This window comes from Sphingomonas sp., from assembly GCF_035998645.1.
In the GTDB taxonomy this organism is placed as follows: domain Bacteria; phylum Pseudomonadota; class Alphaproteobacteria; order Sphingomonadales; family Sphingomonadaceae; genus Sphingomonas.
In genome coordinates this window covers 562,362-578,069 of record NZ_DASYHL010000002.1, presented here as the reverse complement: position 1 = coordinate 578,069, position 15,708 = coordinate 562,362, and the positions used below count along the sequence as shown (strand labels likewise).

Sequence of the window (15,708 nt, the reverse complement as noted above, 5' to 3'; positions counted from 1 at the left end):
TCACCGTCAGGTCATGCAGGTCGGCGACGATCCGTTCGCCACAAGGGGAAAGCGTCACGACACGTCCTTGAAAAGGAAGGGGCGACCGTTTCCGGTCGCCCCCAGGAGGGTTGTATCAGAAGTCGAGGCTGAGCCGGACGCCGTAGGTACGCGGCGTGCCGAATTGCCAGACATAGATGTCGTCGTTGCCCGCAGCGGTGAAGCCCGCATAGGTCAGTGGCTGGTTGTCTTCGAGATTGCGGACGAATGCCTGCACCCCGAACTTGTCGTCCGCAGAGCGCCACTCGATGTTGGCATCGGTCTGGAAGAACGCCTTCTGGCGCGAGTCATTATAGTTGAAGATGTCGACGAAGTACGAGCTCTTGTAGCGCGAGAAGACGCTCGGCGTAATGCTACCGGAGCCGCCCAGATCGAAGCGATGCTCATAGCCTGCAGCGATCACCCAGCGCGGCGACTGCGGCGGACGATTGCCAGCCAGGTTGGGCTGCACGATCGGCGCCGCCGTCGCATTGCTATCGATGTCGCCAAGGCCAGTGATGCAGCCGCTGGGCAAGGTCGAGGAGGCGCAGAACACCGCGTACGAAGCCAGGAAGTCCTGATATTTCGAGTCGAGATAGTTCACGCTGGCAGTGAAGCGGCCGTTCTCAAGCACCTTGAACGATGCGTCGAGTTCGATGCCCCAGATCCGCGCCTTGCCGGCGTTGAACACCTGGCCGCCGATCGAGTTGTCGAGCAGCACCGATGCCTGCAGGTCCTTATAGTCGTAATAGAAGCCGGAGAGGTTGACGAAGTTTGCCCCGCCGCCGCCGAAGCTGCGCTTGATACCGGCTTCATAGGCGGTGTTGCTCTCCGGAGCGTACGATCCAACGGAGTCGAAGCCACCGGCCTTGAAGCCCGTCGACACCTTGGCATAGACGAGCGTGTCGGCGTCGGGCTGGTAGTTGAGCCCGGCCAGCCAGGTGAACTTCTCCGCGCTCGCGCTCGGCCGCTGTACCGACAGCGGTGCCGCCGTGATCCGAACCGGGCCGGTGTTGTTCAGCGGCGAGGTGGGGTTGGCGATACCGCTGCCATAGACGTTGAACACCGCGCTGCGATCGTCCCACGTGTACCGTCCGCCGACGACTGCGGTGAGCGTCTCGGTGATCGGAATGTCGGTCTGGGCGAACACGGCCCAGCTCGAGCTGCTTACCTGACGGTCGAAATAGTTGATGTAGCCGCCATTGGCGCCCAGCAGGAACGCCGGCAGGAACGGCGGGCCGTTGAACAGGCCGCGTTCGATATCAAGCTCTTCCTTGAAGTGGAACGCGCCAGCCTGCCACTGGATACCGCCGGCCTTGCCGCCATTGATCCGCAGCTCATGGCTCTGCGTGTCCACATCGTTGGCAAAGTTCTTGAAAGTGTAGGCCGGAGCGAGCCCGGCGTCGAAGCTCTCGTCCGTCGTACGATAGCCACCCGTATAGGTCAGGGCAGCACCGCCGAAATCATAGGAAACGCGCCCGCGAATAGCCGTCGTCCGCTGCTCCTGAATGCTCGGGCTACGCGCCGGTGCGAGGTAGTTGCCCCGATCGACCGCGGCGAGCGCGTTGGTGTTCTGCGGAATGCAGACGACCAGGCGGGTATCCGCACCCACGCGGACAAAGCCATTCTGGTTGCACGTCGCACCCGGTGCGTTGGCTGCGTTATAGCCCAGGCCCGAATTGAAGTTGGCAAAAGCCTGTGCCGCCAGATGGCGGTCTGACGCCACATGCTCGACAGCGGCGTCGATCGTGAGCGCATCGGTCGGGCGAAGGACCAGGCTGACACGGCCGCCACGGGTATAGTCGTCACCCGTGCTGATGGTGAGGTTGGGATGCGAGAAATACCCATCCCGCTTCGAATAGGTCCCCGCAACGCGAATGCCGCCGATATCGCCGAACGGGAGATCGATCCCGCCCTGCACCAACAAATGATCGAAATTGCCGTAGGATGCCGTGAGGTTGAAGCCCAGTTCCTTGCCCGGCTTGCGGGTGATGAAGTTGATCGCGCCGCCGGTGGCGTTCCGGCCATACAGCGTGCCCTGCGGCCCGCGCAGCACCTCGACCCGGGCGAGGTCGAACAGGCCCGCGTTCAGGACCGTCGGCCGGTTGATATACTCGCCGTCGATATTGACCGCGATCGACGTGTCCTGTGTTTCGGCATTGTCGTTGGTGCCGACGCCACGGACGGTCACGCGCGTCAGATTGGTGTCCTGAACGATCTGCACCGCAGGGGCGACCTGCTGGATGCCGCTGAAGTCGGAGATGCCCGCCTTCTCAAGGGTTTCACCCGAAACTACCTGAATGGCGATCGGCACGTCCTGGACGTTCTCGACCCGGTTCTGCGCGGTAACGACGATTTCTTCTTCTTCGGCCTGCGATGTCTGCGCCAGTGCAGGTGACCCTGCAATCATGGCAGCACCGGCAAACAGGCACGACTTCAACATGAGCTTACGCATCATATCCCCTCCCTCACTTCAGCGCGGGTTCTCCCGCATCTGGATTTAAGTAGAATTGGTATTCTAATTCATTTGAAACCCGAGTCAAGCGCGGGCAAGCGCTCCCACTGGTGCCACCAACTGGGCCGCAAGCATGTCGATCTGCGCCGCGATCGCGGGATCGGCGAGCGCGCCCGATCCGTCGAACGGACGCTGTTCGACCGAGTTGACCGCGATGCCGAGCGGCGTCGGCCAACCCCGCATCGCATGCACCACACCGCGCAGCGCGGTCAGCGTCACGCCCGTAGCCTGCCACCCCGCCGCCGACACGATCAATCCTACCGGCCGTCCATCGAAATAGGGCCGGGCATCCCGCGCCAGTTCTTCAAGCAGATCGATCGCATTTTTCACCAACCCGGAAATACCACCGTGATAACCCGGTGATGCGATCACCAGCGCATCGGCGGCGCGGACCGCTTCGACCAGGTCGCGCTCCGCCGCGCCGCGGACCGGGGCGGCGGGGTCATAATGAGGCAGCTGCGCCAGAAACGGCCCGTCGAACATCTGTGCCGAGGCCCCGCGCGCCACGCAGCGGTCGAGCGTTGCCCGCACCAGCCGCTCGCTGGATGACCCCTCGCGCAGCGTGCCACCGATTCCCACGACATGCGTCATGCGCGACGACCGCCACCGAATGCCGGCATCACCTTGCGCGACAACAGGTCGAGCGTCTGATTACCGAGCCGCATCCGCTCTTCGGTCAGCGGGCCGGTCAGGGTCCCGCACAGGATGTTGCCGATGCCCAACTGCTCATAGGGCTTGAGATGCTCGATCACCGTCTCGGGCGATCCATAGAGGCACCAGGTTCCGATCCAGTCATCGGTCAGCGCGTTGGGCGTGCGATCGGTCTTGCGATTGGCATCGTCCGACTCGGCGCGTGCATTGAACTCCGCCTCGCGCTCGATCGCATCCTGATAGTGGCGCAGGATCACCATCAACTCGTCGCGCGCCTGTTCGTCGGTCTCCGCGACATGCACCGCCTGATAGGTGTGCGTGGTCCAGTCAAGCGCCGACGCGATCGTCGCCGCGTCGTGACCCGCATCGTCCAACATCGCGCGATAGGTGTCGAAATACTTCTTCACATGGACGAACGGCTCGGTCCCGCCGATCTGGGGCGGCGTAAAGGCCGGGATGAAGGCTGGCCAGCCATGGGTCGCAGCGCGACGTGCGCTCGATTCCTTGAGCGCCACGGGCATCAGCCGCGCATGGCCTCGGGTATAGGCCGCCGGCGCGATCCGCTGCAGTACCCGCCCCTGATGCGGGCCATTGTCGATCTCGACTGCCGGATCCTCCATGCGCTTGGCCCAGAGTTGCTCGGCCAGCGCCAGGTTGCGTTCGGCAACCGCACCGGCGTCCTTGTAGTTGACGCCAAAGCCGATCATCTCCTCCGGCGTCGTGCCGCTACCGACCCCGACGAGCAGTTTCCCGTCGGTGAGCTGATCGAGCAGGTTGATCCGCTCAACGAAACGGACCGGATGGTGCAGCGGAACCGACACCACTGAAAAGCCGAAATGCAGTTCGGGCAGCTTGGCCGCCAGATAGGCGGCGAAGATGAAGCTGTCGCTCGCCAGCGGCATGTACCCGTTGAAATGGTGGTCGGGCATGAACACCGCGTCGAAGTTCAGATCGCGGGCAAGCGTCGCGTGCCGCTCCAGATCGTGCATCAACGCGCGGTCGTCCTCGGGACGCATCGAACGAGCATTGAGAAAAACCGAGAACCGCATGACCTCTCCCCCGCGAATCAGAATTTTCGCTGTTGTCTAAATTAGAATTGACGTTCGTATTTTGATATCCCTTATGACCCGCATGTCAAGTGCCGCTCCGTCGCCTACCGAGGCCCTCGCCGCCAGCGCGCTGAGCCGTAAGCCCCGCCAGGGACGCAGCCTTGCTTCATTTCGCCGCATGCTCGATGCGACCAAGGCGCTCATGCTCGAACGGGGGAGCGAGGAATTCACGCTGCAGGACGTGAGCGAGCGCGGCGCGGTATCGATCGGTTCGATCTATCTGCGTTTCGAGAGCAAGGACCGGCTGCTCCACGCCGTGATCGCGGAGGAGTTGCAGTCGATCGTCGAGAAGGAGGGCGAGATGATCGCCGGGCTCCTCAGCGAATCCAGCTCGCTTGCCCAATTTCTGCCGCGCTATGTGGATGGATACAGCAATTTCCTCTCGACCCATTCGCAACTGCTGCGCACGATCATGCAGCGCGCGTCGATCGACCCCGCCGTTTCGGCCCCCGGGCGTGAGACCGCGCAGCGCTCGGCCGATCTTTCGGCCAAGGCGATCCTGACGTTCCGCGACGAAATCCGCTCCAAGGATCCCGAGCGCGCCGCCCATTCGGTGTTCCGCATCGTGTTCGCCACGGCCGCCCGCCAATTCGGCCTGGGATCGACCGCTGAATCGGCTGACGACGCGATCTGGGCCACGCTCAAGTCGGAACTTTCGACCATGGCGCTCGCCTATCTGCAGTATGAAGGCTGAGAGGTATCCCGGTGCGCCGATGACGGGCGGGAGTGTCTCCATGCGCCATGGGCATCGATCCCCGGGACTGCGGTAAGGGGCACCACCTCCGACCAGAACACCGGAATGGCGGGTTCTCGAACCTCTACGTCTCCACAGTACGCAATGTCTGCTCGCCCGCCCGCGCGACCGCCTGAAGCCGTTCGCACAGCGAGGCGAGGCCGAGGTCCATCTTTAGGGCGCTGTGCAACTGCATCATCTCCCGCTTCACCGGGAGCGGGAATGGCGGCTCCTGGATCAACAGGCCGAGCCGGGGGGCCAGTTCGCGCGCAAGGCGTTCATGCATCAGCGCGAGGCGGGTCAATCCGGCGACCATCCACGGCACCTGCGAGAAGGCCGCACACACCACCTCGATCGGCACCTGAAGGGCGGCTTTTCCGCAACCGCCGCGATTTCCTGCCATTCAGGTGCCGACCCCAGAGCGGCCCTCCGACTGACGCCCTCAAATGCAAACAGCGGTATTTCGTCCGTAGTGCGCGGTGCTCACGACCGATCACGGCCGACTGGAGAGCTGAGCGGATAATTGATGCAATTGCTGCGTCATTCATTTATTAGAATTTACATTCTTATATGGACACTTCGGAGGGGGACGAATGCCATACCATCAACGGCGTTTGATCGTGCGAGCATGGTTGCTGCTCTGCACGATTGCAGCAGTCGTCGGGGTTATCGCTGGCCCTGCCATCGCGCAGCAGCGTCCCGTTCCTTCGCTGGCGCGTAACGGCAAAGCCATCCAACTGATGGTCGATGGGAAACCACACATCGCGCTAGCTGGCGAGGTTCACAATTCCGCCGCTTCGAGCATCAGTCATATGCGAACCGTTTGGCCGAAGCTTGTCGCACAACACCTGAATACGGCGATCATCCCTATCTACTGGGAGCAGATCGAACCGAACGAAGGGCGTTTCGACTTCAGCCTGATCGATGACCATCTGAGTCAGGCGCGCGAGCATGATATGCGTGTCGTCTTCCTTTGGTTCGGCACGATGAAAAATGCCAAATCGACATACGCGCCTGAATGGGTTCGCGCAGATCGCAAGCGCTTCCCGCGCGTTCAAGTGGACCCCGCATCGCCTGCTCGTGGGCGGGCTGGCGGTGTCGTGCTGAGTGTGTTCAGCGACGCGATACGTCAGTCGGACGCACGTGCTTTTGCAGCTGTCATGACCCACCTTGGCCAAGTCGATCTCGATCGCCGCGTGATCGCGATGCAAGTGGAGAATGAATCCGGCCTTCTCGGCGACAGCCGCGACCGATCAGCGGCGGCGGAGCGCGCCTGGCGAGGCCCAGTTCCGGCAGCGCTGATGGACCGGCTGCGCCAGCACCAGGGAAGGCTTGCGCCGACCCTCGAACGACTATGGGCCGCGCGCGGGTATCGGACCGCGGGTAGCTGGGCCGAGGTATTCGGCGCGGACTGGCAGGCCGACGAAGTATTCATGGCGTGGCACGTCGCGCGCTTTGTCGATTCGGTCGCGGCTGCGGGGAAAGCAGAGTACGCGCTGCCGATGTACGCGAACGCATGGCTCGGGCCGCAGCGTGAACAAGATCAAGCGGGCAACTATCCGTCCGGCGGACCGGTGCCACGCGTGTTCGATGTATGGGCCGCAGCTGGCCGGCACCTCGATTGGGTCTCGCCCGACGTCTATGTCGACGACTTTCGCGGATGGGCCTCGCGCTATGCGACCGCAACTAACCCGTTATTCGTGCCCGAAGCCCGCTTCGTCGTTGGCAACCTGTTTGAAACGGTCGGGCGTTTCCGGGGCATGGGGTTCGCGCCATTCGGGATCGAGGACGGCGTCGCCACCAACCAGATTGCCGATGCCTATCGCGTATTGGGCGGGATGCTGCCTCTCATCGCCGAAGCGCAGGCGCGCGGGACGCTTCACGGTTTCGTCCTTGAACCCGGCACCACCGAGACGCTGAACCTTGGCAACGTTCGCGTGACGCTGCGCGGTGCGTACGAAACGCTGCAGAAGAAGCTGGTCGATATGGGGGTTCCGCCCCCCGTCGATCGCCGGATCAAACAAGCCCAAACCGATTCGCCGCTTGCACCGGACATGACTGACATGCGCCCTTCTGGACTGATCGTGCGGTTGAGCGAAAACGAACTCGTACTGGTCGGTCGTGATGTCGACATCGACTTCGCGTTGGCCGACCGGAAGGGCGAGGTGGAAATCTCGCACGTCGAGGAAGGCGCTTACCAGGACGGCAGATGGGTGCCTGGCCAAGTATTGAACGGCGATGAGCGTTTGAGGCTGCTGCCCTCCGATCGCTATGGAATCGTCAAGATCAAGCTGCTGCGCAGTAGCACCTAGACGTTCCGATTGCTCAAAGGCGTCACTGGCCATGACGATGGTCGAAAGCGGTCTTTCGGCTTCCCACCCAGTTTCCGTCGAGCCTGAGGCGCTCCGCGCCCACCAATAGCGGCCATCGGGCGATGCCCGACAGCCGCCTCGATAGTCAGATTTCGGTTCGCTCGGCGAGCGTGAGCGCATCCTCTACGTCGACACCCAGAAAGCGGATCGTGTTCTCGATCTTGCTGTGCCCGAGCAGAACCGCGCTCCTTGTAGAGCGCGACAAGATCGCAGAGCATCTTGAGCTTTCCCGAGTAGCACGGGCCCTGGACTTGCGCGCTACGGTTGTTGCGAAGTCCGTCGCAAAGCGCTTCGAATACCCCTTCGAAGTTCGTGGAGAGTAATTCACGTTCCGGGGAATTGAACACCGAGATCGCCGACCAGCAGCGCGGCCTCATTGGCGAGGCACTGATCGATGACGAGCGCGAGGGTGAAGTGCAGCGCGCGATCGCCGCTGCACGCGACAAGGCGGCTAAGGATCAGGTCCGGTTCAACAACGCACAGGCCGAGGCAATCCGGCAGCAGGTCGAACTCGAATGAAGCGACCAAGGGCGCCGCGGCGCGCGCCCGGGTGCAGCGTGAGGCGGCAACGGCGCCGGTCGATCGTTTGGTCAAGCAGCGTCGGGCGCTGCAGGAGCAGATCGATGCGGCGCAGCGCGGCGGCAATACCAACCTCGCCGGGATGCTCGAAGAAGAACTGGGCGGCGTCAACACCGCGCTCGACCAGGCGATCAGTAAGGCGATTGCGTTCTGGTCGGCCATGGGCGGCCCGGAAGCCGAGGCTGCTATTGCGAAGCTGAAGGGCATCCAAATCACGGTCGGCGATACCGGCCGCCAGTTCCTGATGGCCGGGAAGCAGATCAATGAGTCGATCGCGAACGGTGCCGCCAGCGCGTTCGACCGGTTCGCCAAGGACATCGCCGAAGGGAAGAACGTCTTCAAGTCGCTGAAGGACGCGTTCCTCCAGTTCGCCGCCGACTTCCCGAGGCAGATCGCACAGATGATCAGTCAGCAGGCGGCCTTCAACGCAGTCAGTGCGGCCGGAGGGGGCGCAAGCTCCAGCAGTGGTGGAGCCGGCGGTGGCATTGCCGGATTCGCTGCGAGCCGTTTCCACAACGGCGGCATCGTCGATGTCGCGAACGCCCAGCGCGCGGCAGACCTCGGTTCGTTCAAGGATGCCGCGCGCTATCACACCGGCGGCATCGCCGGCCTCGCACCCGACGAGGTGCCTGCGATTCTGCGACGTGACGAGGAAGTGCTGACGCGGGCCGATTCGCGACCTCGCTATCACGACGGTGGAAACGGCAGCGGTGAGACCCGCGTCGTGAACGTGTTCGACTCGGCCGCCGCGATCGAGGCCGCACTGCAGACCCCGGCCGGTGGCCGCGCGATCCTCAATTTCGTGCAGGAGAACCCGCGAACATTCAAGTCGGCGATGGGTGGGTGATTACCTGTTAGGGCAGATGATAGGGCAGAGCCAAAGAAATCGGAAAAAATATAACGATTTCAATGGCATCTGGCGGAGCGGGAGGGATTCGAACCCTCGATACGCTTTTGGCGTATACTCACTTTCCAGGCGAGCGCCTTCGACCACTCGGCCACCGCTCCGCAATCGCTGGAAGCGCGCTGCGTAGAGATTTGCCGGGCGCTGCGCAAGCGCGTTGCGCGGGCGCGCGCGGCGTGACAGCTTGGGGCCATGCTGACCCTCTCCCTCGCGCTTGCCCTTCAGGCCGCTGCACCGGCCGCCGCCCCCGCCCCGCTTCCGTCCGATCCATTGCCCGGTGACTGGCGCGATATTCCGGCGGACGAGTTGCTGGTGATGACGCTGGGCGAGGGCAAGCGGGTCGTGATCCGCCTCGCCCCGCGTTACGCGCCGGTGCATGTCGCCAATATCCGCACGCTCGCCGCGGCGGGCTGGTGGGATGCAGCCAGCGTCTATCGCGTCCACGACAATTATGTCGTGCAATGGGGCGACCCGACCGAGAAGAAGCCGCTACCCGAAGGGGTGATCGCGCAGCCGCCCGCCGAATATGACTGGCCGAAATTCGACGCGGTGACGCGGCTGACCCGCACCGATCCTTATTCGAGCGCGACCGGGCACAGCGCCGATGGCTGGCCGCTGGCGACCAACGGCACGGTCGCGTGGATTCCGCATTGCTATGGCATGGTCGGCGTCGCGCGCGATCTGGCGCCGAGCACGGGGAGTGGCGGCGATCTGTACGCAGTGATCGGCCACGGCCCGCGCCATCTCGACCGCAATATCGCGATCGTCGGGCGGGTGCTCGAGGGGATCGAGCATCTTTCGGCGCTGCCGCGCGGCACCGAAGGCGGGCTTGGCCTCTACAAGGAGGCGAGCCAGCATGTCGCCTTTACCAGTGGCCGCCTCGCCAGCGCACTGCCCGAGGCCCAACGCCCGCGCTTTCAGGTTCGCGCCGCCGACAACGCCCGCTTCGCCGCATGGATCAAGGCGCGCGAGAATCGCCAGCCGCCCTTCTTCAACCTGCCCTCGGGCGGCGCAGACATCTGCAATGTCATGCCGCCGGTGCGCCGGGCGGAATAAAGCCTATTTCCCGACCCAGTCGGCGACCTCGCCTGCCACCTGATTCGTGGCCTGATTGAGGCCGGCACCGGCGGCGGCAGGGGTCAGCTCCGCCAGCGGCACGCGCGCTTCAAAGCGGCGCTTTTCGAACGTCATCGCCGGGCGAATGCCATCGGCAGCGGCGGGACGGTCGCGCACCAGTGTCGCCTCATAAACCACCACCGCCGCATTGCTGTCGGCATCGACGCCGAACTGACGCAGCTCGCCGCCGAGCCGCGCGCCGGGGTCCGACAGCGACTGGCGCAGACCCAGCACCACGCGCCCGGTGCGCACCGAAATCGTATCGCCGAGCACGCGCGCGAACATGCGGTTGGGCGCTTCGACCCATTGTGCGTCCTTGAGATAGGCGACCGCAGTGTCGCTGCTGCGCACCGGCACGCGGGTCACGGCCAGTTCCTGCGGCACCGACGGGACCGTGATCGTGATCGAGCGCACCGTCGCGGAGCTGACCGTCTGTCCGGTCGGCATCGCCGCGTCCGCCTCGAGCTTGAGCAGCGAGGGCGGCGGCTCGGCACCGAACTTGATGCAGCCGCCCAAGGGCAGCGCGGCAAGCAGAACGGGGGCGAGGAGGAGCTTGCGCATCATCGGGCTCACTTCTTCTTGGGTTCGTAGTCGGGCAACTTGGGCGATCCGATCAGCGATCCGGCGCCCTCGCGGTCGATTTTCTCCGCGACCGAGGCGAGCGCCGCGGTCATCTGGCGCAGGTCCTGAACCAGCTGATTGATCTCGGGAATCGTCTTGGTCGTGACCTCATCGATTCCGCCATCGGCCTTGCCCAGCGTGCGCTCGAGCGCCTTCATGCTCTTGTCGGCCGAGGCAATCGCACCGCGCAAATCCTTCATCGCCGGCGAGATTTCCTGACCCACGACGCGATCGGTGGTGCTGGCGAGGGTACCGATCTGCTCGGCGGCGGTGCCCGCCTTCTGCACCGTGATGCGCAGTTCGGCGAGCGTCGCGCGCATGTCCGGCGCGCCCTTGGCGAGTTCGCCGGTCAGCTTCTCGGTATTGGCGAGGATGCCGCTGATCGACGACTGGTTGCGGTCGGACAGCAATTCGGTCAGCCGCTCGGTCAGCGTCGAAAGCCGTTCGAGCAGGCGCGGCGCCGAGTTGAGCAGTGCGCCGAGGCCACCCTGTTTGGTCGGGATCACCGGGACGCCGAGCGGGCAGACGCTGCGCGGATTGGCATCGGGGCACACGATCGGCGGCGCGCCCTTGACCGCGCCGTCGAGCTGGATCTGGCTGACCCCGGTAAAGCCGACGCCCTGGATGGTCGCGGTCGTGCCCTGAAGGATAGGCACATCGCTGTTCACTGCGATGCGCACGCGCACCAGGCTGGGGTCGGGCTTGAACAGGCCGATTTCCTTGACCTGCCCGGCGGGGACGCCGGAAAAGGCGACCTGCGAGCCCTTGTTCAGCCCGTCGACCGCCTGTTTGAAGAAGATGTCATATTCCTTCTCGCTGGTCGTATTCACGCGGGCGAGCCAGACGGTGAACAGCGCCAGCACGGCGAGCAGGATCAGCACGACGGCGCCGACCAGCACATGGTTTGAACGCGTTTCCATTCAGTCCCTCTCGCCCCCCTTGGCGACGGCCCGTTCCGCACTGGCCACCGCCGCGCGGCCCCGCGGGCCGTTGAAATAGTCCTGGATCCACGGATGATCCAAAGCGAGCAGCTCGTCGATTGTTCCCACCGCGATCACGCGCTTGTCCGCGAGCACCGCGACCCGATCGCAAATCGCATAGAGCGTATCGAGGTCGTGGGTGATGAGGAAGACGGTCAGGCCCAGCGTCTGCTGGAGCGAGCGCGTCAGTTCATCGAACGCCGCCGCGCCGATCGGGTCGAGCCCGGCGGTCGGCTCGTCGAGGAACAGCAGTTCGGGATCGAGCGCCAGGCTGCGTGACAGGCCGGCGCGCTTCTTCATACCGCCCGACAGTTCGGACGGGTATTTGGGGCCCGCTTCGGGCGGCAGACCGGTCATCACCACCTTGTACGCAGCGATCTCCGCCAGCAATTGCGGGTCGAGCTGGGGGTAGAATTCCTTGAGCGGAACCTGAACATTCTCGGCCACGGTCAGGGTCGAAAACAGCGCGCCGCCCTGAAACAACACGCCCCAGCGGCGGCGGATCTCGATCGCCTGACGCTCATCGGCGTCGATCACCGATTCGCCGAACACATGGACCTCGCCCGCATCGGGCGGTTGCAGGCCGATGATCGATCGCATCAGCACCGATTTGCCGGTGCCCGATCCGCCAACCACGCCCAGAATCTCGCCCGGCCGCACATCGAGATCGAGATTCTCGTGCACCACTTGATCGCCGAAGCTGTTGCGCAGGCCACGGATGCGGATCACCGCCTCTTCGCCGTCGAAAATGGGGGCGGTCATCAGTTCCACCCCACTTCGGTGAAGAACACCGCAAAGAACGCGTCGAGCACGATGACGAGGAAGATCGCCTGAACCACCGCAGTGGTGGTGCGCAGGCCGACCTGTTCGGCGTCGCTCTCGACCTGCATCCCCTGATAGCAGCCGGCGATGGCGATGATCGCGCCGAACACCGGCGCCTTGACGAGGCCGACATAGAGGTCGGTGATCGGCACCACTTCGCGGAGCCGCTGAACGAAGGTGATCGGCGGAATATCGAGCGCGATCCAGCACAACAGGCCGCCCCCGATCATCCCGAGCAGCGAGGCGTAGAAGCCGAGCAACGGGAGCATCAGTACTGCAGCGATCACGCGCGGCAGCACTAGCGCCTCCATTGGGTTGACCCCGATGGTGCGCATCGCGTCAATCTCTTCGGTCAGCTTCATCGTGCCGAGCTGGGCCGCAAAGGCCGATCCCGAGCGGCCCGCGACCATGATCGCGGTCATCAGGATGCCGAGTTCACGCAAGGTGATCCGCCCGACGAGGTTGATCGTAAACACCTCAGCACCGAACTGGCGCAGCTGCACTGCGCCCTGTTGCGCGATGACGATGCCGATCAGGAAGCTCATCAACCCGATGATGCCGAGCGCAGAGACGCCGACCACTTCAAAACGATGAACAGTCGCGTGATAGCGGAAGCGGCGCGGGTTGGCGATCACGCGCGCCGCCGCCACTGCGGTCGCGCCCATGAAGCCGAGCAGGCCGTACATGGTCTTGATCGCCTGAACCACCGCTTCGCCGATTTCGGCAAGCAGCTGGGCGAAGGCGCCCATCGGCTTGGGCGGCGCCTCGATCGGATGGTCGGCGGCGGCGACGTGGTCGAACAGCAATTGCTGATTGGGGTCGAGCCCGGTCACCTGCGCATCATGGTCGCGCGCGAAGCGATGGATCAGCCAGGCGCCGACCGTATCGATCCGGTCGATCCCGCGCATGTCGAGCCGACGCACCTCACCCTCGACCGCACCGAGCCGGCTCGGCAGATCGTCGATATTGCGCAGCGACAAATTGCCGCTGAACCGCAGCGTCCCTTCGGCCGCGTCGTGCTGGAAGTCGGCTGGCGCGTTCATCGCTGCCATCCATCGTTGATTCGGACTGGAACGGCAAGCACCTGTAGGTAGAGGGTAAGACTTGGTCTGGACCAATTCCGGACTGCGACGAAAGGTTCCGATGCGCCGGCTCGCCATTTACGACATGGACAAGACGATCACGCAGCGTGCGACGTGGACGCCGTTTCTGATCCATGCGGCGAAGGCACGCGCGCCCTGGCGGCTGGCCCTGCTACCGCTCGCGGGACTCGCGAGCCTTGCCTATCTCGCCAAGGCGATCGACCGGGCGCGGCTCAAGGAAATCACCCATCGCCTGATGATCGGCCGCGCGATCCCGCCGGCCGAACTGACGGCGGTGGCCGAGACCTTTGCCGACGATATGGCCGCGACCAACCTGTTCGCCGATGCGCGTGCGCGCGTCGAAGCGGATCGCGCGGCAGGGTGGGAGCCGGTGCTGGCGACTGCGAGCCATGGCTATTACGCCGGAGCGATCGCCGCGCGGCTGCTCATCGGAACGGTGATCGCCACCGCCGCGCGGCGCGATCCGCAAGGCAATGTGCTGGCGGGGCTTGAGGGCGAGAATTGCTATGGCCCGGCCAAATTGCGGCTGATTGAAGCGTGGATGGCGCGTGAGGGTCTGGCGCGCGACGAAATCCGCGTACGCTTCTACAGCGATCATGTCTCCGACGCGCCGGTGCTGGAATGGGCCGACGAGCCGTTCGCGGTCAACGCGCACGGGCCGCTGCGCAAGCTGGCGGCGGTCAAGGGGTGGCCGGTGCTGGACTGGGAGGGGTGAAGCGTCTTCTTAGCCACTCCCGCTTGCGGGAGGGGTTGGGGAGGGTCTTCTTCTGCCTTCTGGTGCGCGAGCCAAAAGAAGAAGAAGGCTGCCATCGCTTCGATTAAAGCATCGCCCAATCACGGCGGATGACCTCACGCCGTTTGTGCTGAGCTTGTCGAAGCACCAGTCCCGCGTTTGGTGGGACGGGAGATCGCCCTTCGACAAGCTCAGGGCAAACGGAGGTGAGGCTCACAACACCGTATGCAACGTGTGCAGCGTCAGCCCCACCAGGCCACCAACCAAAGTCCCATTGATGCGGATATACTGCAGATCCTTGCCCACCGCATTCTCGAGCCGCCCGGTGATCGTGCGCGCGTCCCAGCCGCGCACCGTGTCCGACACCAGCCGGACGATGCCGTCGCCATAATCGGCGGCGGTGCCGACGGCGGCGCGGCGGACGAAACGGTTGATCATATGGGCTAGGCGCGGGTCGCTTTGCAGCGTTGCCCCAAGCTGGCGCAGCGCGTCGCCGAGCTTGCCTGCCAGCGCAGCATCCGGGTCGCGCGCAACCCGCAGCAGCGCGCCGCGCGCCTGTTCCCACATCCCCTCGATCCAGCGGGCAAGCGCCGGATTGTCGAGCATGTCGGCCTTGAATTCCTCGACCTTCAGCCGCGTCGGGATGTCGAACTGCAGGTCGAAGGCGAGCTTTTCCAGCCCCTCCTCCACCTTGGCGCGCAGCGGGTGGCCGGGGTCCTCGGCGACGTCGGACACCAGCTTATACAGCCCGTCGATGATCGCATTGGCGAGTGTCTCGTCGAGGCCAGTCCAGCGCATGATCGAACCGGCGCGCTCATGCACCATCTTGCGGATCAGCGCCTCATTCTGGTCGATGATCTTGGCCAGCCAGCGCAGCATCGAATCCATCAGCGGGAGGTGCCGTCCCTCGGCAATCGCTGCACCCAGCGCCTGGCCGAGCAGCGGCGCGATGTCGGTCTGGCGCAGACGGCTGGCGACCGCGCCCTTGATCAGGCCTCCGAGCTGATCCTTGTCGAGCGATTCGAGCAGCGACGCGGCCATGCGCGATGCGCCACGGCGCAGGCGCCCCGAGCTTTCGGGCGGCTGGGCGAGCCAGCGGCCCGCTGCGCCCGCGACATCGATCGACCGCATCCGCCGTGCGACCACCCGGGGAATCAGGAAATTGTCGCGCAGGAAATTGGCGAGCGAAGTCGCGATCCGCTCCTTGTTGCGCGGAATGATCGCGGTGTGCGGAATCGGCAGGCCCAGCGGGTGACGGAACAGCGCCGTGACCGCGAACCAGTCGGCCAGGCCACCGACCATCGCCGCTTCGGCAAAGGCGCGAATGAAGCCCGCGACGCTGTAGTCGGGCTCATAGCCGCGGGCGATGAAATAGACGCACGCCATTGCCACCAACAAGCCGGTGGCAACAACACGCATGCGCCTCAGGCCGGGCGGAACGGGGTCACGGTC

At 64.4% G+C, this 15,708-nt stretch carries 15 protein-coding genes and 1 tRNA gene; 6 read left to right on the top strand and 10 right to left on the bottom strand.

Annotated elements, in window-relative coordinates; translation table 11 throughout:
* Positions 1-115 precede the first annotated feature (115 nt).
* The 3 genes from VGN66_RS03100 to VGN66_RS03090 all read right to left on the bottom strand — a co-directional run bounded on the left by VGN66_RS03100 (position 116) and on the right by VGN66_RS03090 (position 4,233).
* On the bottom strand, positions 116-2,473 hold the full coding sequence (locus VGN66_RS03100; protein WP_327517370.1) for a TonB-dependent receptor: 2,358 nt from the start codon (positions 2,471-2,473) through the stop codon (positions 116-118).
* 84 nt (positions 2,474-2,557) lie between these two features.
* Positions 2,558-3,124, bottom strand: coding sequence for an NADPH-dependent FMN reductase (locus VGN66_RS03095; RefSeq protein ID WP_327517369.1), 567 nt, complete (start codon positions 3,122-3,124; stop codon positions 2,558-2,560).
* Positions 3,121-4,233, bottom strand: a complete 1,113-nt coding sequence (locus VGN66_RS03090) for an LLM class flavin-dependent oxidoreductase (protein WP_327517368.1) — start codon at positions 4,231-4,233, stop codon at positions 3,121-3,123. Before VGN66_RS03090 ends, VGN66_RS03095 begins: the two co-directional genes overlap by 4 nt.
* Before the next feature lie 82 nt (positions 4,234-4,315).
* Between VGN66_RS03090 and VGN66_RS03085 the strand changes: the two genes are divergently transcribed.
* The gene (locus VGN66_RS03085; RefSeq protein ID WP_327517367.1) at positions 4,316-4,987 is read left to right on the top strand and encodes a TetR/AcrR family transcriptional regulator; all 672 of its coding nucleotides are present in this window, start codon (positions 4,316-4,318) and stop codon (positions 4,985-4,987) included.
* Positions 4,988-5,111: 124 nt separating this feature from the next.
* On the opposite strand, the gene VGN66_RS03080 is transcribed toward VGN66_RS03085, so the two are convergent.
* Entirely contained in the window at positions 5,112-5,429 is a 318-nt protein-coding gene (locus tag VGN66_RS03080) for a hypothetical protein (protein ID WP_327517366.1), read from the bottom strand.
* Between the two features lie 190 nt (positions 5,430-5,619).
* Between VGN66_RS03080 and VGN66_RS03075 the strand changes: the two genes are divergently transcribed.
* From VGN66_RS03075 to VGN66_RS03065, 3 genes are all read left to right on the top strand, one after another.
* Positions 5,620-7,338 (top strand): DUF5597 domain-containing protein, encoded by a 1,719-nt coding sequence (locus VGN66_RS03075; RefSeq protein ID WP_327517365.1) that lies wholly within the window; start codon positions 5,620-5,622, stop codon positions 7,336-7,338.
* Positions 7,339-7,737: 399 nt separating this feature from the next.
* On the top strand, positions 7,738-7,917 hold the full coding sequence (locus VGN66_RS03070) for a hypothetical protein (protein WP_327517364.1): 180 nt from the start codon (positions 7,738-7,740) through the stop codon (positions 7,915-7,917).
* A 31-nt stretch (positions 7,918-7,948) separates the two neighbouring features.
* On the top strand, positions 7,949-8,824 hold the full coding sequence (locus VGN66_RS03065) for a hypothetical protein (RefSeq protein WP_327517363.1): 876 nt from the start codon (positions 7,949-7,951) through the stop codon (positions 8,822-8,824).
* A 70-nt stretch (positions 8,825-8,894) separates the two neighbouring features.
* On the opposite strand, the gene VGN66_RS03060 is transcribed toward VGN66_RS03065, so the two are convergent.
* Positions 8,895-8,985: transfer RNA gene (locus tag VGN66_RS03060), tRNA-Ser, on the bottom strand.
* 88 nt (positions 8,986-9,073) lie between these two features.
* Here VGN66_RS03060 and VGN66_RS03055 point away from each other — a divergent pair.
* The gene (locus tag VGN66_RS03055) at positions 9,074-9,937 is read left to right on the top strand and encodes a peptidylprolyl isomerase (protein WP_327517362.1); all 864 of its coding nucleotides are present in this window, start codon (positions 9,074-9,076) and stop codon (positions 9,935-9,937) included.
* A 3-nt stretch (positions 9,938-9,940) separates the two neighbouring features.
* On the opposite strand, the gene VGN66_RS03050 is transcribed toward VGN66_RS03055, so the two are convergent.
* Genes VGN66_RS03050 through VGN66_RS03035 form a run of 4 tightly spaced genes read right to left on the bottom strand, consistent with a single transcriptional unit; the run spans position 9,941 to position 13,463 of the window.
* On the bottom strand, positions 9,941-10,558 hold the full coding sequence (locus VGN66_RS03050; protein ID WP_327517361.1) for an ABC-type transport auxiliary lipoprotein family protein: 618 nt from the start codon (positions 10,556-10,558) through the stop codon (positions 9,941-9,943).
* Positions 10,559-10,566: 8 nt separating this feature from the next.
* Complete coding sequence (locus VGN66_RS03045; protein ID WP_224922151.1) at positions 10,567-11,538, bottom strand: MlaD family protein; 972 nt, start codon at positions 11,536-11,538, stop codon at positions 10,567-10,569.
* Positions 11,539-12,360 carry an ABC transporter ATP-binding protein gene (locus VGN66_RS03040; RefSeq protein ID WP_224922150.1) on the bottom strand — a complete coding sequence of 274 codons (822 nt, stop codon included), beginning with the start codon at positions 12,358-12,360 and terminating at the stop codon, positions 11,539-11,541.
* Positions 12,360-13,463: an ABC transporter permease gene (locus tag VGN66_RS03035; RefSeq protein WP_327517360.1), complete on the bottom strand. Its 1,104-nt coding sequence runs from the start codon at positions 13,461-13,463 to the stop codon at positions 12,360-12,362. Before VGN66_RS03035 ends, VGN66_RS03040 begins: the two co-directional genes overlap by 1 nt.
* 100 nt (positions 13,464-13,563) lie before the next feature.
* Between VGN66_RS03035 and VGN66_RS03030 the strand changes: the two genes are divergently transcribed.
* Positions 13,564-14,238: an HAD-IB family phosphatase gene (locus VGN66_RS03030; RefSeq protein WP_327517359.1), complete on the top strand. Its 675-nt coding sequence runs from the start codon at positions 13,564-13,566 to the stop codon at positions 14,236-14,238.
* Between the two features lie 231 nt (positions 14,239-14,469).
* On the opposite strand, the gene VGN66_RS03025 is transcribed toward VGN66_RS03030, so the two are convergent.
* Positions 14,470-15,675, bottom strand: a complete 1,206-nt coding sequence (locus VGN66_RS03025) for a DUF445 domain-containing protein (RefSeq protein ID WP_327517358.1) — start codon at positions 15,673-15,675, stop codon at positions 14,470-14,472.
* Positions 15,676-15,708 lie beyond the last annotated feature (33 nt).